Source organism: Variovorax boronicumulans (genome assembly GCF_019352895.1).
In the GTDB taxonomy this organism is placed as follows: Bacteria; Pseudomonadota; Gammaproteobacteria; order Burkholderiales; family Burkholderiaceae_C; genus Variovorax; species Variovorax boronicumulans_A.
Map to the genome: position 1 here is coordinate 1,220,780 of NZ_JAAAFX010000004.1, position 17,511 is coordinate 1,238,290.

Genomic DNA, 17,511 nt, shown 5'->3' on the forward strand with positions numbered 1-17,511 from the left:
CGCATCGCGGCAGCCATCCACCACAGGAGACAAGCATGCACACACCCTTCAAGCCCCTCGCGGGCGGCCTGCTGGCCCTCGCCTTCGCACTCGGCGCCGGCACGGCCGCCGCGCAGACGCCGGTCAAGCTGCGCTTCAGCCACACCGTGCCCGAGAGCGACTCGCAGCACAAGGCCGCGCTCGACTTCAGCAAGCGCGTCAAGGAACGCACCCAGGGCGGGGTGGAGATCCAGGTCTTCGCCAACAGCCAGCTGGGCAACGACGTGACGCTGGTGACCGGCGTGCGCAGCGGCACCATCGACATCGGCGCCACCGGCAACCCCTTCGTCACCGGCCTCGCGCCCAAGCTCAACGCGCTCGACCTGCCCTACCAGTTCGCCGATGCGCAGCAGGCCTACCGCACGCTCGACGGCCCGGTCGGCCGCGGCCTGCTCGACGAGCTGGGCGCGCACCAGATCAAGGGCCTGGCCTTCTGGGAGATCGGCTTCCGCAGCCTGGGCAACAACAAGCGGCCGATCAACACCGCCGCCGACATCAAGGGTCTGAAGATCCGCACCACGCCGAACCCTTCGCACCTGAAAGCCTTCCAGCTGCTGGGCGCGAACCCGCAGCCCATGCCCTTCGCCGAGGTCTTCGGTGCGCTCGAGTCGGGCGCGGTCGACGGCCAGGAGAACCCGCCCACGCTGATGCTGTCGTCGAAGATGTACGAGGTGCAGAAGTACCTCTCGCTCACGCGCCATGCCTACACCCCGCTGGTGGTGATCATGAACAAGGCGCGCTTCGAATCGCTCAAGCCCGAGTTCCAGAAGGTCATCCTCGAGGAGGCCACCGCCGCCGCGAACTTCCAGCGCAAGCTCAACGCCGACGGCGAGAAGGACGCCATCGCCCAGCTGCGCGCCAAGGGCATGCAGATCAACGAGAACCCTGATATCGCCAGCATCCGCCAGATCGTGCGCGACGAGACGCGCAAGCTCTACGTCGAGAAGAACGGCGACGCGGTGCTCAAGGCCATGGACGCGCAGCCGTGAGCACGCCGCCGCTCCCCACCGCGATCGTCGACGCGCACCACCACCTCTGGCACCTGGCGGAGGGCCACTTCCCCTGGCTGCAGGACGGCTACGACGCCGAAGCCTTCTTCCTCGGCGACTACAGCGTGCTGCAGCGCGACTTCGGCGTGGCCGACTACCGCGCCGTGACCGCGGGCCTGCCGATCGTCGCCACCGTGCACGTGGAAGCCGAGCGCTCGCGCGCCGAGTCGCTGGCCGAGACGCGCTGGCTGCACGCCGTCCATGCGCAGCACGGCTTTCCCGACGCGGTGATCGCCAACGTGGAGTTCCTCGCACTCGACGCCGAGGCCCAGATGCGCCAGCAGGCCGAATGGCCGCTGGTGCGCGGCGTGCGCTGCAAGCCCCGCATCGCGCGCAGCCCGGTCGACAGCGTGCGCGGCCAGCCCGGCACGCTGCAGCACGAACCCTGGCTCGCGGGCCTGGGCCTGCTGCGCGAGCACGACCTGCTGTGGGACGTGCGCGTGCCCTACTGGCACCTGGAGGAAGCGGCCGAGGCCATCGCGCGCTTTCCCGGCCTGCGCGTGGCGGTCGAGCATGCGGGCCTGCCCTGGGACCGCAGCGAGGACGGCCTCGCGCACTGGCGCCGCGGCATGACGGCACTCGCCGCCCTGCCCGAGGTGGTGGTGAAGCTGTCCGAGTTCGGCCTGCCCGACGCGCCCTGGGACGCCGCGAGCAACGTGCGCGTGATCCGCGAGACGGTCGAGATCTTCGGTGCGCAGCGCTGCATGTTCGCCAGCAACCTGCCGGTGTCGGGCCTGCGTGCGCCCTTCTCCGAGGTGGTGCGCACGGTGGCCGAGGCGCTGGCGCCGCTGGACGCGGCGGCGCGCGACGCGATCTGGTGCGGCAACGCGCTGCGCGTCTACCGCATCGCGCCCGCCAGCCGCTGAAGCCGACGCATCCCATACCGACAACAACAGGAGACCGTCATGCTGTCCCGCCTTTTCGAGCGCACCGCGAACGTGCTGATGATCACGATGATGGCCGTCATGGTCGCGCTCGTGTTCGGCAACGTGGTGCTGCGCTACGCCTTCAACTCGGGCATCGTCTTCTCGGAGGAAGCCTCGCGCTTCGTCTTCATGTGGCTCACGCTGATCGGCGCGCTGATGGTCATGAAGGACAACATGCACCTGGGCATGTCGACCATCGTCGCGCGGCTGGGCGAACGCGGCCAGCGCTTCTGCCGCTTCGTCGCCGACGTGGGCGCGCTGGGCTGCTGCCTGCTGCTGGTGCACGGCGCCTGGAAGCTGGTCGTGATCGGCATGGACGACCGCGCGCCGGTCACGGGCGTGCCCATCGGCGTGGTCTATGCCTGCCTGCTGGTGAGCAGCGCCGGCATGGCGCTGCTGCTGGTGCGCTCGCTCTGGCGCCTGCTGAGCGGGCGCATGCCGCGCTCCGAACTGGTCAACGACACCGGCAGCGCCGGCGAATGACGAACCTCCGATTCCGAAAGCACGCATGACCATCTTCGTCTTCGTTTCCTCGCTGCTCGGGGCCATGGCCTTCGGCATGCCCATCGCGTTCGCGCTGCTGTTCTGCGGCGTGGCGCTGATGGTCCACCTGGGCACCTTCGACACCCAGATCCTCGCGCAGAACATGCTCGAGGGCGTCAACAACTACCCGCTGATGGCGGTGCCCTTCTTCATGCTGGCCGGCGAACTGATGAACGCCGGCGGCCTTTCGACGCGCATCGTGCGGGTGGCCGACGCGATGGTCGGCCACGTGCGCGGCGGCCTGGGCTACGTGGCGATCATCGCGGCCACGGTGGTCGCCAGCATCTCGGGCTCGGCCGTGGCCGACACCGCGGCGGTGGCGGCGCTGCTGATCCCGATGATGCGCAACGCCGGCTACAACGTGCCGCGCGCGGCCGGGCTGATCGCCGCGGGCGGCATCATCGCGCCGGTGATCCCGCCCTCGATCGCCATCGTGGTGTTCGGGGTGGTAGCACAGGTCTCGATCACCAAGCTGTTCCTGGCCGGCCTGTTCCCCGGGATCATGATGGCGCTCACGCTCACCGCCACCTGGTGGCTGTGCGCGAAGAAGGAGAAGAGCGTGGCGGTGCGCGAATTCAGCGGCGCCGCACTGGGCCGTGCGCTGCTCGACGGCGTGTGGGCCCTGATCCTGCCGATCGTGATCATCGGCGGCATGAAGTTCGGCGTCTTCACGCCGACCGAGGCCGCGGTGGTGGCGGTGGTCTACGCCTTCGTGGTGGGCATGTTCGTCTACGGCGAGCTCAAGCTCTCGCGCGTGCCCGAACTGGTGCTGAGCGCCGCCAAGACCTCGAGCACGGTGCTGTTCCTCGTGGCCTGCGCGCTGGTGTCGGCGTGGCTCATCACCATCGCCAACATCCCGGCGCAGGTGACGGCGCTGCTCGAGCCCTTCGTCGACAGCCCGGTCCTGCTGATGTTCGTGATCATGGTGCTGGTGATCATCGTGGGCACCGCGCTCGACCTGATGCCCACCGTGCTGATCATGACGCCCATCCTGATGCCGGTGATCACCAAGGCCGGCATCGATCCGGTGTACTTCGGCGTGATGTTCATCATGAACAACGCCATCGGCTTGCTCACGCCGCCCGTGGGCACGGTGCTCAACGTGGTGGCGGGCACGGCGCGCGTGAGCCTCGACAGCGTGATCTCGGGCGTCTGGCCCTTCCTGCTCTCGCTGACCGCGCTGATGTTCCTGTTCGTGCTGTTCCCGCAGCTGATCCTGGTGCCGGCGAGCTGGCTGCGCTGATCTCCCTTTCCTTCCCCCCTGCTTCATGACCCTGATCACCAACATCGAAGACCTGCGCCTGCTCGCGAAGAAGCGCGTGCCGCGCATGTTCTACGAGTACGCCGACGCCGGCTCCTGGACCGAGAGCACCTACCGCGCCAACGAGGCCGACTTCCAGCGCATCCTGCTGCGCCAGCGGGTGGCGGTGGACATCGGCGCGCGCAGCACGCGCACGCAGATGCTCGGGCAGGACGTGGCGATGCCGGTGGCCATCGCGCCCACCGGCCTGACCGGCATGCAGCACGCCGACGGCGAGATTTTGGCGGCGCGCGCGGCCAAGGCCTTCGGCATCCCGTTCACGCTGTCGACCGTGAGCATCTGCTCGATCGAGGACGTGGCCGAGGCCACCGACGGCCATCCCTTCTGGTTCCAGCTCTACGTGATGCGCGACCGCGCCTTCGTCGAGCGGCTGATGGCGCGCGCACACGCCGCCAACTGTACGGCGCTGGTGCTCACGCTCGACCTGCAGATCAGCGGCCAGCGCCACAAGGACCTGCGCAACGGCCTCTCGGCGCCGCCGCGGCTCACCTTGCCCAACCTGCTCAACATGGCGAGCAAGCCGCGCTGGTGCGCGGGCATGCTGGGCACCAAGCGCCGCAGCTTCGGCAACATCGTCGGCCATGTCGAGGGCGTGGAGACCATGAGCTCGCTGGCCGACTGGACCGCGCAGCAGTACGACCCCACGCTCAACTGGCAGGACGTGGCCTGGATCCGCAAGGAGTGGCCAGGCAAGCTGATCCTCAAGGGCATCCAGGACGTGGACGACGCGAAGCTCGCGGCCGACAGCGGCGCCGACGCGCTGATCGTGTCGAACCACGGCGGGCGCCAGCTCGACGGCGCGCCCTCCTCGATCCGCGCGCTGCCGCGCATCGCCGAGGCCGTGGGCCACCGCATCGAGGTCCACATGGACGGTGGCATCCGCTCGGGCCAGGACGTGCTCAAGGCGCTGGCCCTGGGCGCCAAGGGCACCTTCATCGGCCGCGCCATGCTCTACGGCCTGGGCGCGATGGGCGAGGCGGGCGTGACGCGCGCGCTGCAGGTGATCCACAAGGAGCTGGACCTGACCATGGCCTTCTGCGGGCGCACCGACGTGCGCACGGTGGACCGCAGCATCCTGCTCGACGAACCCGCACCATCGCCCGGCTTCCCCATGTTCTGAGCGCAACGCACGCTCGCCTTTCCGCCACCCCTGGAGACACCATGCCGACCCTCGCTTCCTTCCGTTCCCCTCGCCCCTTGCTCGCCGTGTCGCTGGCCCTCGGCGGCCTGCTGGCCACCGGCGCCACGCAGGCCGCGGACTATCCGGTGCGCCCGATCGAGCTGGTGGTGCCCTACCAGGCCGGGGGCGGGGCCGACGTGATGGCGCGCGGCTTCGCCGCCGCGGCGGTGAAGCACCTGCCGCAGCCCATCGTGGTGGTCAACAAGCCCGGCGCGGCCGGCGTGATCGGCTGGAACGACGTGATCAACGCCAAGCCCGACGGCTACCGGCTGGCGCTGACCACGGTGGAGGTCACTTTCCTGAACCAGATCGGGCTGGCCAAGTTCGGCTGGAACGACCTCACGCCCATCGCCCGCCTCAACGCCGACCCGGCCGTGGTGGTGGTGCGCACCGACGCGCCCTGGACCACGCTGGAGCAGTTCGTCGCCGCGGCGAAGAAGCCCGACGCCAACGTCCGCGTCGGCAATGCGGGCCAGGGTTCGATGTGGCACCTGGCGGCGGCCGCGCTGGCCGACCGCACCGGCGCCAGCTTCAACTACATCCCCTACGCGGGCGGTGCGCCGGCCGTGCTCGCGCTGCTGGGCGGCCATGTGGACGCGGTCACCGTCAGCACGCCCGAGGTCGCGGCCCACATCGCCGCGGGCAAGCTGCGCGCGCTGGGCGTGATGGCCGACCGGCGCGTGAAGGGCTTCGAGACCGTGCCCACGCTCAAGGAGCGCGGCATCGACCTCGAGCTCGGCACCTGGCGCGGCCTGGCTGTGCCCAAGGGCACGCCGCCCGAGGTGATCGCGGTGCTCAAGGCGGCGACCGCCAAGACCATGAAGGAGCCCTCGCTGCGCGCCGACATGGAACGGCTGAACTTCACCGTCGACACCGACCTGGACAGCGCGGCCTTCGAGGCCCGCATGGCCCAGGAGAGCGCCTACATCAAGGACATCCTGAGCCGGGTGGTGCTGCTGCAGAAATAGGCGCGCCCTGCCCGGCGCTGAGGCCGGCCTCCTCGTCGTAGAGGCGCACGACGGAGGCCGAGTCGGCCGTCTCGTTGCCGCGGCCCACGTAGTCTGCATAGCGCGCGGTGGCGGCCGCCACCAGCGGCAGGTCGAGCTGCAGCTGCGACGACAGCGCCTGCACCGCGCGCATGTCCTTGAGCAGCTGCCGCGCATAGCCGCGCGGCTGCGCGAAATCGCGCGCCTGCATCTGCGGGTAGATCTTCTGCAGCAGGCCGCTGTCGGCCAGCCCGCCCGCGAGGCAGCGCGGCAGGTCGGCGGCCGCGATGCCGGCGACCTCGGCCAGCACCAGCGCCTCGGCCATCAGCACATAGCCGGTGCCGACGATGGCCTGGTTGATCGTCTTGGCCGCCTGGCCCGCGCCCACCGGCCCCATGCGGGTGCAGTTGGCCGCGAGGTCGGCGAACACCGGCCCGGCGCGCGCGAAGTCGGCCTCGCTGCCGCCGGTCATGAGCGTGAGCGTGCCGTCGCGCGCCTGCAGCGGCCCGCCCGACACCGGCGCATCGACCCAGCCCATGCCGGTCTCGGCCGCCAGCCGCGCGGCCATGGCGCGCGTGGCGTCGGGCGTGATGGTGGAGTGGTCGAGCAGCAGCTTGCCCGCCGCGGGTCCGGCCGACGCGATGCCGCCGTCGCCGAAGACGCAGGCCTGCACGGCCGGCCCGTCGAGCACGCACAGCAGCACGATGTCGCTGGCCGCGGCCACGCCCGCCGGGTTCGGCGCCGCGACCGCGCCGGCCGCGACCAGCGGCGCCATGCGTTCGGGCTCGAGGTTCCAGACCGTGAGCGCCCAGCCTTGTTCGAGCAGGCGCTGCGCCATGGCCGAGCCCAGCAGCCCGAGGCCGATGAAGCCCAGGCGCGGTCGGGCGGAAGTGGAATGGGAAGTCATGCGATACCTTGTGGAGTCGGCCCGCAGTCTAGGCAACGAGAAGTCGGGCGGCAAACCAGAAAAGTTCGCGCAGCGGGTGACAAAAACTCATGCGCTTCAAGCGCTGCGGCGTCGAGGTGTCACCAAGGTATTCAGCGGGGTGTCGGTCCGCATCGCCCGCACTTGAAACAGCATGTATCTTCCCGGGTGGCGCCGGCATCTCGCCGCGCCAGCGATAACAACACAAGGAAGAGCATGAGGATTCTGTTTTCATTGGCCTGCGTGGCTGCACTGGCAGGTTTGACAGGGTGTGGAGGAGGAGGTGGTGGTGGTGGCGCTGCGACACCTTCGGCGCCCGACGTCCCGACCGCCGACGCGCGCAACGGCAGCTACCGGGTCTACGCGAGCAACGGGCTGCAATACCAGCTGAGCCTGGACTTCGACCAGAATCGCTATACCTTCACCGACCAGGACGGCAGCCACCCGGTCTCCAACACCTTCGGCACGGATGCATCCGAAGCCGGCAGCTACTTCTTCAAGAGCGACCGGGCGCCGTCGACAGCCAACGTGTCGCGCTTCCGGGTCACGACCGACGCGGTGGTCGGCGCTTTCCCCTTTGTCGAGCCACTGGCGGCCACCCCCACCTACGTGGTCAAGCCCTTCATCGCGGCGCGCAAGCTGATCACGGCCGCGGCAGAGCTCGACGGCACCTACAACCTGTTCGGCATCAGCCGTGAAGCGGCCGGCGACGGCTCGGCGATCACGCAGACGTCGCTGTCCGCAGGCGGCACGGTGTTCAAGCTCTGCAACAGCATGCAGATCTTCAGCATCGCCAATTGCCCGGCCAACGTGCTCCTGACCTACACCGTCGCGCCCACCGATGTGGCCGGCACCTGGCGCATGGTCAACGACGCGAACCCCAACGACACCAGCCGCTTCTCGGTCGCGCGCATCGGCAACCAGAACGTCTACCTCTCGGGCGGTGCCTCCATCGCGATCGCCGGGCGCTACCTGATGCGGATCGGCGTGCAGGACACCCCGGTGTGGAACGCCGCCGCCGGCTACGGGGCGTCGACCGGTGGCTCGTGGGGCAAGGTCACCCTCAGCGCCACGGGCAACACGCGCAACGTGATCGCCGCCAACGGCAGCACGTCCACGTCCACGAACTTCTTCGGGGGCTTGGGGACCACGGGACCGCTCGGCATGCGCGACATTTCCAACGCCGCACCAGGTGCCGGATACTTCGCCATCTACAACACGAAGCTCCTGGTGCTCGTCGGCGGCGCGGCGCCCTCCGCCAACGTCGGCTACCTGCAGATCAACCTGCTCGACTAGGCGGCCATGGCCTCAGGCAGCGCCCTTCAAGCGCGCTGCTTGAGCGCCAGCACCGACAGCCCCGACGCGATGAAGGTCAGGCCCGCGCCCACGTTGAGGCCGGAGCCGAAGCGCGGGTGGCGGCGCAGCCAGGCCGACAGGGTGGAGGCGCAGCAGCCCAGCACGGAGAAGATCACGGCCGTGAGCAGCGCGAAGATCGCGCCGTAGACCAGCATCTGCACCGCCACCGGGCCGCGGCTCGCGCTCACGAACTGCGGCAGGAAGGCCAGCACGAACAGGCCCGGCTTGGGGTTGAGCACGTTCGACAGCAGGCCGGTGAAGAAGACCTTGCGCAGCGACTGGTGCGCGCGGGGTTCGAAGGAGATCAGGTTGCGCGAGGCCAGCGCCTTCCAGCCCAGCCACAGCAGATACACCCCGCCCACCGCCTTGACCACCCAGAAGGCCACGGGCGAGGCCTGGATCAGCAGCGACAGGCCCAGCGCCGCGGCCAGCGCATGCACCATGATCCCCAGCCCGGCGCCGGTGGCCGACAGGCAGGCCGCGGCACGGCCCTGGCTCAGGCCCCGGCTGATCGCGAGGATGTTGTCGGGGCCGGGCGCGATCACGACGATCAGGCAGGCGGCCACGTAGGTCAGCAGCAGGTCGAGGGGGAACATGGTTTTCTCCGGAAGGGGCGCGCGCTCAGACCCAGCCGGCCCGGCGGAAGCGGTAGTAGAGGTAGCCGCAGATGCTGACGATCAGGCCCAGCGCCATCGCATAGCCGTAGCGCCATTTCAGCTCGGGCATCTGCTCGAAGTTCATGCCCCAGATGCCGACGAAGGCGGTGCACACCGCGAAGATCGCGGCCCAGGCGGCGAGCCGCTTGGTGACCTCGCCGTCGGCGATGGTGACCATCGACAGGTTGGCCTGGATCGCGATGCCGATCGTGTCGCGCATCGCGTCGATGGAGCCGTTGATGCGGTTGAGGTGGTCGAGCACGTCGCGGAAGTATTCCTGCGTGCCCACGCAGAGCTGCGGCACGCGGCCGCCGTGCAGCTTGTTGGCGCCCTCGAGCAGCGGCGCGACCGCGTGCTTGAGCACCGTGAGCCGCTGCTTCAGGCCGTAGAGGCCCTGGATGTTCTCGCGCGCCCCACCCTGCGTGAAGATGCGCTCCTCGATGCCCTCGAGCTCGACGTCGAAGGCGTCGATGGCCGGGAAGTAACGGTCGACCACCGCGTCCATCAGCGCATAAAGCACGAAGCCCGGGCCGTTCCTGAGCAGTTCGGGTTCGCGCTGGCAGCGCTCGCGCACCTCGACGAAACCGTGGCTGCTGCGGTTGCGCACCGACACCACATAGTTGCGACCGACGAACACGTCGAGCTCGCCGACCTCCATGGCGGTGCGCGGCGCGTCGGCGTCGGCATCGAGCAGGTGCAGCACCACGAACAGCGAGTCGCCGTACTCCTCCACCTTGGGTCGCTGGTGACCGTTCTGCGCGTCCTCGACGGCCAATGGGTGCAGGTCGAAGGCCTGCTGCAGTTCGAGCAGTTCTTCCTGCGAGGCGTCGTTCAGCGCGACCCAGACGAAACAGCGCGGCAGCGAGAGGTATTCGCCGATGCGGCTCACGGGGATGTCGGCGAGCTTGGAGCCGTCTTCGTAGACAACGCAATTGATGAGCATGCGAAAGACCGTGGAGCGATGGAGACGTGTGCATCTTGCCACGCGCCGGCCTGCGTGGCCCGACGCCGCCCGCACGCCTTTTTACGCCGGGGCCCCGCCTTTTTACGCGGGTTTTACGCGCCCGCTTCTACGCTCGCGCTTCCTCATTCCCAGCTCATTCTCTTCATGTATTTCCCCACCTCGCACTCCACCCTGGCCCTGCTCGCACTCGCCGTGCTGCCGGCCTTCGCCAACGCCCAGACCACGGCCAACATCGCGCTCAGCAGCGACTACAAGTTTCGCGGCCAGGACCAGGACGTGCTGGGCCACGACGGCGGCGCCAAGACCCGCGCGCTCAAGCCCTCGCTGCAGGGCGGCTTCGACCACGCCTTCGGCGACAGCGGCTGGTATGTGGGCAACTGGAACGCCAGCGTCGGCTGGCTGGCCGGCAACAGCATCGAAAGCGACCTGTACGGCGGCTACAAGTTCAAGGCCGACGTGTTCGACATCGACCTCGGCGCGCTGACCTACCTCTACCCCGGCAACCATGCGGGCAACACGACCGAGCTGTACGCTGGCGCGAGCTACACCGACGCGACGCTGGGCAGCGTGACGCTCAAGTACGCGCACACCGTGTCGAAGGACTACTTCAACTACGCGGGCAGCGCCGCGGGCTCGGGCCTGTCGGGCCGCAACACCGGCTACCTGAGCCTGGCCTACAGCAAGGAGATCGGCGCGGGCGTCACGCTCAAGGCGGCGCTGGGCCACACCCGCATGGCCAGCGACATCCGGCGCCTGGGCTACCGCAGCTTCGTCGACTACAGCGTGGGCGCCAGCCTGGACCTGGGCAGCGGCGTGTCGCTGGGCGGCGCGATGCAGGGCGCGAGCCACGAGCGCGCCTACGCGCTGACCAGCGGCCCCGACGCCGGCTGGTCGCCCAACCGGCCGCGGCTGGTGCTGACGCTGGCCAAGACCCTGTGATGCGCCGACAGGGGGCGTCGAGTACGTGACCGGCGGGCCGGCGCCATGCTGCCGATAATCGACGCATGGTCCGCCCCACACAACTCACATACCCCCCACGCGAAGCCGCCCCCGTGCGCGACGCCGCCACCCTGCTGCTGCTGCGCGACACGCCGGCCGGCATCGAGGTGCTGATGACGCGCCGCTCCGACAAGGCCAGCTTCGGCGCCGGTGCCTACGTCTTCCCCGGCGGCCGCATCGATGCGGGCGACGCCCAGGCCCACGGCGTGGCCGAACGCCGCGTCACGCAGAGCGACCTGCAGCTCACCCAATCGATCGCCGCGCTGCGCGAATGCTTCGAGGAACTGGGCGTGCTGCTGGCGCGCCATGCCGACGGCCGCCCGGTCGAGGCCGCCGAAGTCGCGGCCATGGACCGCAGCACCACCGACGGCACGCAGCCCTTCGCCGCCCAATGCGCCACGCAGGGCCTGCGCCTGGCGACCGACCAGGTCTTCACCTTCGCCCACTGGATCACCGACCGCGACCTGCCCAAGCGTTTCGACGTGCCCTTCCTGGTGGCGCGCATGCCCGAGGGCCAGACGCCCACGGCCGACGAGACCGAGCAGTTCGAACCCGTGTGGGTGCGGCCGGCCGACGCGCTGGAGCGCCACAAGGCCGGCGGCTTCCTGCTGATGTTCCCGACCGTGCGCACGCTCGAACGCTTCACCGCCTACGCCACGGTCGACGCGGTGCTGGCCGCCTGCGCGCAGGAACAGCCGCTGTTCACTAGCTGCCCGCGCGCCGGCCTGCTCAAGGGCCAGGAAGCCCGCTTCATGGAAAGCGACACGCCGTATGGCGAGCTCGCGCTGGTCTGCCCCGACGGCCAGATCGTGCATGCGCTCGACTGGCAGAGCGAGGCGCCGGTGCGGCTGCTGCACAACCTGCAGCGCCTGACCGCGCCCAACCCCAGCGCCATGACCGGCCCCGGCACCAACAGCTACATCGTGGGCGACGCCGCCACCGGCTACATCGTGGTCGACCCGGGCCCGCGCGACGAAGCGCACATCGCGCGGCTGCACGCGGCCACGGGCGGCGACATCCGCATGATCGTCTGCACCCATTCGCACGCCGACCATTCGCCGGCCGCCGCGCCGCTGCAGGCGCTGTGCACGTCGACGAAGCCGCCGATCCTCGGCCTGCCCTCGGCGCCCACCGCACGCGCCCATGCGCAGTTCACGCCCGACCGCGCCCTGGCCGACGGCGAGCGCCTGGTGTTGCAGGGCGCATCGCGCGAGACCACCCACACGCTGCGCGTGATCCACACGCCCGGCCACGCGGCCAACCACCTGTGCCTGGTGCTGGAGGAAGACGGCCTGCTGTTCTCCGGCGACCACATCCTCAACGGCAGCACCACGGTGGTCGACCCACCGGACGGCCACATGGACGCGTACCTCGATTCGCTCGACACCCTGGACGAGGCCTGCGCGACCGGCGATGTCAACTTCATCCTGCCCGCGCACGGCTATGTGCTGGGCTCGGCGCGCGATGCCATCGCGTACCTGAAGATGCACCGCCTGCGGCGCGAGGCCCGCATCCTGGCCGCCATGCGCGCGCAGCCGCAGGGCACGCCCGAGGAATGGCTGCCGGTCGCGTACAGCGATGTGCCGCAACGCATGTGGCCGGTGGCAGCGCGATCGCTGACCGCACATGTCGAACGCATCCGCGAGAAAGGCCTGGCATGAACCGCGCACCCGCACGCCATGACACCCGGAACGACGAGAGCGACGAAGGCATCCGCCTGGCCAAGCGCGTCGCGGCGCAGGTCGGGTGCTCGCGCCGCGAGGCCGAGCTGCTGATCGAGAACGGCGCCGTGCGCGTCGACGGCCAGCGCATCGAGGTGCCGCAGGCCCGCGTCAAGCCCGAGCAGACCGTCGAGGTCGACAAGAGCGCCAAGCCCGAGCCGGTGCAGGTCGTGACCCTGCTGCTGAACAAGCTGCCGGGCATGGCCTTCGACGCGCCGATCGCGCGCCTGCTGGTGCCCGACCAACGCTGCGAGCACGACGTGTCGCAGCGCCCCACGCTGCAGCGCCATTTCGCGAACCAGCGCTGCTTCACGCCGCTGGAGACCGGCGCCGGCGGCCTGATCGTCTTCACGCAGGACCCGCGCATCGAGCGCAAGCTGGTCGAAGACGCCGCGCTGATGGAATACGAGGTGATGGTCGACGTGCAGGGCGAGGTCGGCCCGCAGGCGCTGCACCGCCTCAACCAGTCGCCCGTGATCGACGGCCGCGCCATGCTGCCGGCCAAGGTCAGCATCAACCGCCAGAACGAGGGCGTGACCGGCCTGCGCTTCGCAATGAAGGGCGCCTGGCCCGGTCAGATCGCGCAGATGTGCGACAGCGTGGACCTGCGCATCGTGGCGATGAAGCGGCAGCGCGTGGGGCGCATGTCGCTGGCGGGGATGGCGCCGGGGAACTGGCGCTATCTGCTGCCGCATGAAAAGTTTTGAGGGTGAGGCCTGGGCGGCCTGTCGGCCGTAAAGCTGCGTAAAGCGTTCTTCTACCTAAGGCTGCTTTCACAGAGCCCTTCTAAGCTCAGGTCGTCGTCTCTTCTCTTGATTGGAGTTACACATGAAAAAAATCGCATTGTTCGCCGCGGCTGTTCTCGTTTCCTCACTGTCCTTCGCCCAACCCGGCCCGGCCCATCACGGCAACGGCCCGCACATGAAGCGCGCCCCGTCACACCAGGTGCATCGGCCGCATGCGAAGAAGAAGATTTGGGTCAAGGCGCATCGGGAGCATGGGCGGGTGGTGAAGGGGCATTACGTTTGGCGGTGAGAGGTTTGGGCAGCTACGGCACGAAGCTTGCCGATGCTCGACGTCTGCTGCAGGCTGAACGGTGTCGGCCCGCAACAGCTTTTTCGTTGACTGATCTTTGTGAGAGTGGACGCTCAAGTCGTAGGCAAATGAACTGTTTGCTTATCTCTACTGGTCCGGCAGCTTTCGGAGAACTGGTCTTTGTGTGCAGCAGCATGCGCTCATGAAGCCCTTGACCCAGCGCTTTGCGTTAATAGGCCAACGAGATGCTGGCATCTCCTGCACCCCGTTTCTTGCATCTCTCAATCGAGCGAGCCCATAGAGGGCGAACCGAGCCGTATCGACTGCTGCAACGTTGTCCTAGACGTATTGAGCTACTGTACGATCGCTCGGCACTGGGTCACGCAGCTTCTAAGTAGCCGGGAAAGACGCTCACCCCAGGCGTGACGATTTGAGTGCTGATCTGCTGAGGGAGGCGTTCTGCCCATCCGGGCAATCTCCTCAAGATCGCCCGCAAGCTTTTTGCATTCGTCAATTTTTGGCCCGGCACCACTGAGGAGATATTTCGCTAGCCGAGCGGGGCCTTCGATTGCAACAACCGGACCTCCGTCCGGAGTCACGGTGGTGGCGGCTTCGGCGAGCTCGTCCAGTGAGGCTAGCCACTCTTCGAGCACACCGTGTGGGTCTTCGGTCATTGCCTTCCCGCTGAGCAGCGTAGAGGCCAAGATGAAGTACTTCTCAGGTGTCTGATCGAGCCAGCGGTCAATGACCGGCATCGCCACATGCGTCGGCAGAACTCCAGCAGAACGTGCACATGCGGTCACCGTGGTGATGCGGCCGGGACGTCCTGCAAAGCCTTTGGCGACTTCAGTCTGGAGGTGTAATAGCTCAGCTACGTTGATCGGCCACCACTGAACCATTTCTTGGGTTCGATAGTAGCCGACGCAGTCCACATAAATTGCACCCCCCTCATCCCGGCGGGTAAACTGAACCAGACAGAATGATGCAAAGTCGTTCTTGGCGCCAGCGACATCTTTGAAATCAATTGAAGGGTCAACCAGCAGGGCGATAGCACGCGTCGTCTGCTTGGTTTTCAAGAGGCTGCGGACTCGATCAATCTGATTGAGGTTGCTAGCATAGTTGTGCAATCGGGCGCCGTGGATATAGGGCACACGTTCCTGGAGCTGCGACTGAGGCAGTTGCCACCAGTTCACCAGGTCCGCGAGCCAGTGGCTGCGTTCCTCAGTGGTCCTTAGCTTGGTCGGATAGCCCTCAGGGAGCCGCTTCACGGTAGTGAAGTCTGAGAGGTCGAGTTGGACAATGAGAGTCCGCTCCTTTGCTTCCTCGCGTGCTGCGACAACGACACGTGCGTAGACCTCATCGAAGTTGGTGCCTTGGATAGCTACCGGAGCTTCCTCAGCACTATCCGTCGGAGACCACAGTCGCACAGACGTGGATTTCCCTGCAGCCGTACCTAGGCCCTGCCGAGGGAGCGCGATTGGCTCAATATCCAGCGTAGGAACCCACGGCAGTCCAGTAAGGCTGAGAAGCCTCATCGCATCTGCATGATCGGAAGCGCTGAACGACGAGCCTGCAACCATCAACACTTTATGCGGTAGATGACTTGCGGCTGACTCAATGAAGTCGGAGTGGACGCGTGCCGCATGCTTGTGGCCATGGAGCACCACGCGAATGCCCTGTTCGGCAATGAAGGTCCGTACTTGTTCGAGATTGCTTAGGTCAGAAAAAGGTTTCACCTCCTCCGCAAGAGAGGGCGAGCGCAGGTGGTGGTGAAGGGCCATCACCCTCAGTTGCCGGCCACGCGTCGGTGGGGGCAACTGCGCGAGCATGTGCCGCACGGCGGCAAGCTGGGCTGGTGATACGCGCGCCATGTCGTAGCGGCTTAAGGAATCAAGCTCGTCGGTGAGCGTCTTCCTCAGCACAGCGTCAGTAGGTGCCAGGGCCTTTGGAATGTCGGCCCATCTGGCTAGCAGATTTTTGGGGAGGGCGCTGACGTGCGACCAGTTGCTGGAGTTGACTGCCAAGACCGCCCATTCGTTATCCGGGCCGAGCAGAATGTGGTCTCTGAAGTCCGGTTTCGCCGCGTCAATTCCGTCGATCCAGGGCGTTATGCAGCCAGCATCGCGCCAAGCCGCGAGGAATTGCTCGTAGCGATCCTGGGAGCTCGGTGCAACACCTCGAGGCACGTCGTGATTCCCAGGTACGGCGACAATCTGTTTCGCTGTGATGCCGAACGGCTCAAGGTGACGGAGCATGAGTTCAAGCAGGAGCTTGTCACCGCCGGGGGTTCCGCCGCTCAACGCATCTCCGCTAAAGATGACGCCATCCAGCCGTGCACGAGCGTCCTTAAGCCGTTCTGCCAGCCGTTCAAGTCCGCCCTCTAGGGCAATTTCTCGAGTCTGAGGCTCCAGCTGCACGTCAACCTTCCGTTCGTCGAGTTTGTACTCGGAGCCTCCCGGCTTCAGGTGCGTATCAGTGATATGCAGAAAACGCGCTGCTGGCGCCATGGTTTCTCCTATGTTGTCGATGCTGGCCTAGAATTTGTAAGAATGGGCGATCTACCGGCTCGCGACCTCCGCTCCGCCGGGCGCCCGGAGATGAATACTTGCCACTCAATCAAGCCCAGCTGTTCGAAGAAGTCGGCGACGCCCTTCAGCTCGACGAGTACCAAGACTTTACGGCAATCTCTGATAGGTCCGGCCTCTCAGGGGCAGACGGCGTTGGGTTCATGCTGCTTGGCTTGTTTGGTGAGGTTGGTAGCCTGCTGAGCGCTCTCAAGAAGAAGCGGCGCGACAAGGATGCCTTCATCGCGTACGAGTCGGCGGTGGTGGAGGAGTTTGGCGACGCGCTCTGGTATCTTGCCAATGCTGCGAACCGGGTCGGCCTTAAGCTTTCCGACCTAGCGGGTCGTGTGGTGGCCAGCCACGTTGACTGGAGCTATCACGGCCAGCCGATCGTGCACACTTTTGCACACTTGCAGAACACTAGCAATTACGAAGCCTCGACCAGCACAGCCTTCGAGACCCGCCTCATCGAGTTGGCAGCGAAAGCAGGTGGTCTCCTGGACAGTTATGCGAGTGGCCGTACTGGCAGCAACCGTGATCGGCTGGCCGCGGACCTGGTCGAGGTCTTCCGCGCTCTAGTACGTGCGGCCGACGACGCGGACATCAGCCTTGACATTGCCGCGCGGCAGAACGTGGTCAAGTCCGAAGGCCGTTGGCCTCACAAGCGGGTCTGGGGACGCCCGTTCGATGAGGGTTACCCGGCGCCGGAGCAATTCCTACGCCACATGGTGTTCGACTTCTCCGAGCGGACCGTGAACGGCAACACGTTCGTGGTGCTCGAAATGAACGGCGTCTACGTCGGCGACATCCTCACCGACAATCGGCCCGTGGAGGACGACTATCGCTTCCACGATATTTTCCATCTGGCTCACGCCGCAGTGCTGGGTTGGTCACCAACCCTGCGTGCTTTGCTCAAGCGCAAGCGCAAGTCTAAACCGGAGATCGACCGAAATGAGGATGGAGCGCGTGCCATTCTCATTGAGGAGGGCATCTCGTCCTGGATCTTCACCCATGCGTCGCGTGCGATGTTTTTCCGCTCGACGACTTCATTGGACTTCGACCTATTGAAGTCGGTGCGGGACTTTGTCCAGGGCTACGAGGTCGACGTGAGGCCGATGTGGCAGTGGGAGGCCGCGATCCTCGAGGGCTACCGTGTTTTCCGACTGCTAAAGGAGCATCGAGGCGGCCAGGTCATTGTGGATCTGGACGAGCACTCTTTGACTTTCAAGACACGCTGAGGCGACCCG

Annotated in this window: 16 protein-coding genes; 12 read left to right on the forward strand and 4 right to left on the reverse strand. The window is 67.0% G+C overall.

Annotation, left to right across the window (positions count from 1 at the left end; translation table 11 throughout):
• Positions 1–35: 35 nt before the first annotated feature.
• The 6 genes from K0H49_RS07215 to K0H49_RS07240 are packed head-to-tail and all read left to right on the forward strand — an operon-like array spanning position 36 to position 6,026.
• Positions 36–1,028 carry a TRAP transporter substrate-binding protein gene (locus K0H49_RS07215; protein ID WP_219210687.1) on the forward strand — a complete coding sequence of 331 codons (993 nt, stop codon included), beginning with the start codon at positions 36–38 and terminating at the stop codon, positions 1,026–1,028.
• Entirely contained in the window at positions 1,025–1,954 is a 930-nt protein-coding gene (locus K0H49_RS07220) for an amidohydrolase family protein (protein WP_219210688.1), read from the forward strand. The genes K0H49_RS07215 and K0H49_RS07220 overlap by 4 nt, the downstream gene beginning before the upstream one ends.
• A 39-nt stretch (positions 1,955–1,993) precedes the next feature.
• Entirely contained in the window at positions 1,994–2,497 is a 504-nt protein-coding gene (locus K0H49_RS07225) for a TRAP transporter small permease (protein WP_219210690.1), read from the forward strand.
• A gap of 25 nt (positions 2,498–2,522) precedes the next feature.
• Positions 2,523–3,800 (forward strand): TRAP transporter large permease, encoded by a 1,278-nt coding sequence (locus K0H49_RS07230; protein WP_219210692.1) that lies wholly within the window; start codon positions 2,523–2,525, stop codon positions 3,798–3,800.
• Positions 3,801–3,825: 25 nt separating this feature from the next.
• Positions 3,826–4,998 carry an alpha-hydroxy acid oxidase gene (locus K0H49_RS07235; RefSeq protein WP_219210694.1) on the forward strand — a complete coding sequence of 391 codons (1,173 nt, stop codon included), beginning with the start codon at positions 3,826–3,828 and terminating at the stop codon, positions 4,996–4,998.
• Between the two features lie 41 nt (positions 4,999–5,039).
• Positions 5,040–6,026, forward strand: a complete 987-nt coding sequence (locus tag K0H49_RS07240) for a Bug family tripartite tricarboxylate transporter substrate binding protein (protein ID WP_219210695.1) — start codon at positions 5,040–5,042, stop codon at positions 6,024–6,026.
• Here K0H49_RS07240 and K0H49_RS07245 read toward each other — a convergent pair.
• Entirely contained in the window at positions 5,986–6,951 is a 966-nt protein-coding gene (locus tag K0H49_RS07245; protein WP_219210698.1) for an NAD(P)-dependent oxidoreductase, read from the reverse strand. The genes K0H49_RS07240 and K0H49_RS07245 overlap by 41 nt on opposite strands.
• A 234-nt stretch (positions 6,952–7,185) precedes the next feature.
• On the opposite strand from K0H49_RS07245, the gene K0H49_RS07250 reads away from it, so the two are divergent.
• Positions 7,186–8,265, forward strand: a complete 1,080-nt coding sequence (locus K0H49_RS07250) for a hypothetical protein (RefSeq protein WP_219210700.1) — start codon at positions 7,186–7,188, stop codon at positions 8,263–8,265.
• Between the two features lie 26 nt (positions 8,266–8,291).
• Here the strand turns inward: K0H49_RS07250 and K0H49_RS07255 are convergent, their stop codons facing one another.
• Both K0H49_RS07255 and K0H49_RS07260 read right to left on the reverse strand, forming a co-directional pair.
• Positions 8,292–8,921, reverse strand: coding sequence for a LysE family translocator (locus K0H49_RS07255; RefSeq protein ID WP_219210702.1), 630 nt, complete (start codon positions 8,919–8,921; stop codon positions 8,292–8,294).
• A gap of 25 nt (positions 8,922–8,946) precedes the next feature.
• Entirely contained in the window at positions 8,947–9,924 is a 978-nt protein-coding gene (locus K0H49_RS07260; protein WP_219210704.1) for a magnesium and cobalt transport protein CorA, read from the reverse strand.
• A gap of 165 nt (positions 9,925–10,089) precedes the next feature.
• Between K0H49_RS07260 and K0H49_RS07265 the strand changes: the two genes are divergently transcribed.
• The 4 genes from K0H49_RS07265 (at position 10,090) to K0H49_RS07280 (ending at position 13,700) form a co-directional block, all read left to right on the forward strand.
• Complete coding sequence (locus K0H49_RS07265; protein WP_219210706.1) at positions 10,090–10,884, forward strand: TorF family putative porin; 795 nt, start codon at positions 10,090–10,092, stop codon at positions 10,882–10,884.
• Positions 10,885–10,949: 65 nt separating this feature from the next.
• Entirely contained in the window at positions 10,950–12,605 is a 1,656-nt protein-coding gene (locus K0H49_RS07270; RefSeq protein WP_219210707.1) for an MBL fold metallo-hydrolase, read from the forward strand.
• Positions 12,602–13,372 carry an RNA pseudouridine synthase gene (locus K0H49_RS07275; protein WP_219210709.1) on the forward strand — a complete coding sequence of 257 codons (771 nt, stop codon included), beginning with the start codon at positions 12,602–12,604 and terminating at the stop codon, positions 13,370–13,372. The genes K0H49_RS07270 and K0H49_RS07275 overlap by 4 nt, the downstream gene beginning before the upstream one ends.
• Before the next feature lie 121 nt (positions 13,373–13,493).
• Positions 13,494–13,700, forward strand: a complete 207-nt coding sequence (locus tag K0H49_RS07280) for a hypothetical protein (protein WP_219210711.1) — start codon at positions 13,494–13,496, stop codon at positions 13,698–13,700.
• 353 nt (positions 13,701–14,053) lie between these two features.
• On the opposite strand, the gene K0H49_RS07285 is transcribed toward K0H49_RS07280, so the two are convergent.
• Positions 14,054–16,207, reverse strand: coding sequence for a metallophosphoesterase (locus K0H49_RS07285; RefSeq protein ID WP_219210712.1), 2,154 nt, complete (start codon positions 16,205–16,207; stop codon positions 14,054–14,056).
• Positions 16,208–16,305: 98 nt separating this feature from the next.
• Between K0H49_RS07285 and K0H49_RS07290 the strand changes: the two genes are divergently transcribed.
• Positions 16,306–17,502, forward strand: a complete 1,197-nt coding sequence (locus tag K0H49_RS07290) for a nucleoside triphosphate pyrophosphohydrolase family protein (protein WP_219210713.1) — start codon at positions 16,306–16,308, stop codon at positions 17,500–17,502.
• Positions 17,503–17,511 lie beyond the last annotated feature (9 nt).

Coding starts and splice junctions, on each gene's coding strand:
- K0H49_RS07245 (WP_219210698.1), bottom strand. CDS start 6,951: ATGACTTCCCATTCCACTTCCGCCCGACCGCGCCTGGGCTTCATCGGC.
- K0H49_RS07275 (WP_219210709.1), top strand. CDS start 12,602: ATGAACCGCGCACCCGCACGCCATGACACCCGGAACGACGAGAGCGAC.
- K0H49_RS07225 (WP_219210690.1), top strand. CDS start 1,994: ATGCTGTCCCGCCTTTTCGAGCGCACCGCGAACGTGCTGATGATCACG.
- K0H49_RS07285 (WP_219210712.1), bottom strand. CDS start 16,207: ATGGCGCCAGCAGCGCGTTTTCTGCATATCACTGATACGCACCTGAAG.
- K0H49_RS07265 (WP_219210706.1), top strand. CDS start 10,090: ATGTATTTCCCCACCTCGCACTCCACCCTGGCCCTGCTCGCACTCGCC.
- K0H49_RS07255 (WP_219210702.1), bottom strand. CDS start 8,921: ATGTTCCCCCTCGACCTGCTGCTGACCTACGTGGCCGCCTGCCTGATC.
- K0H49_RS07240 (WP_219210695.1), top strand. CDS start 5,040: ATGCCGACCCTCGCTTCCTTCCGTTCCCCTCGCCCCTTGCTCGCCGTG.
- K0H49_RS07250 (WP_219210700.1), top strand. CDS start 7,186: ATGAGGATTCTGTTTTCATTGGCCTGCGTGGCTGCACTGGCAGGTTTG.
- K0H49_RS07215 (WP_219210687.1), top strand. CDS start 36: ATGCACACACCCTTCAAGCCCCTCGCGGGCGGCCTGCTGGCCCTCGCC.
- K0H49_RS07260 (WP_219210704.1), bottom strand. CDS start 9,924: ATGCTCATCAATTGCGTTGTCTACGAAGACGGCTCCAAGCTCGCCGAC.
- K0H49_RS07235 (WP_219210694.1), top strand. CDS start 3,826: ATGACCCTGATCACCAACATCGAAGACCTGCGCCTGCTCGCGAAGAAG.
- K0H49_RS07270 (WP_219210707.1), top strand. CDS start 10,950: ATGGTCCGCCCCACACAACTCACATACCCCCCACGCGAAGCCGCCCCC.
- K0H49_RS07280 (WP_219210711.1), top strand. CDS start 13,494: ATGAAAAAAATCGCATTGTTCGCCGCGGCTGTTCTCGTTTCCTCACTG.
- K0H49_RS07230 (WP_219210692.1), top strand. CDS start 2,523: ATGACCATCTTCGTCTTCGTTTCCTCGCTGCTCGGGGCCATGGCCTTC.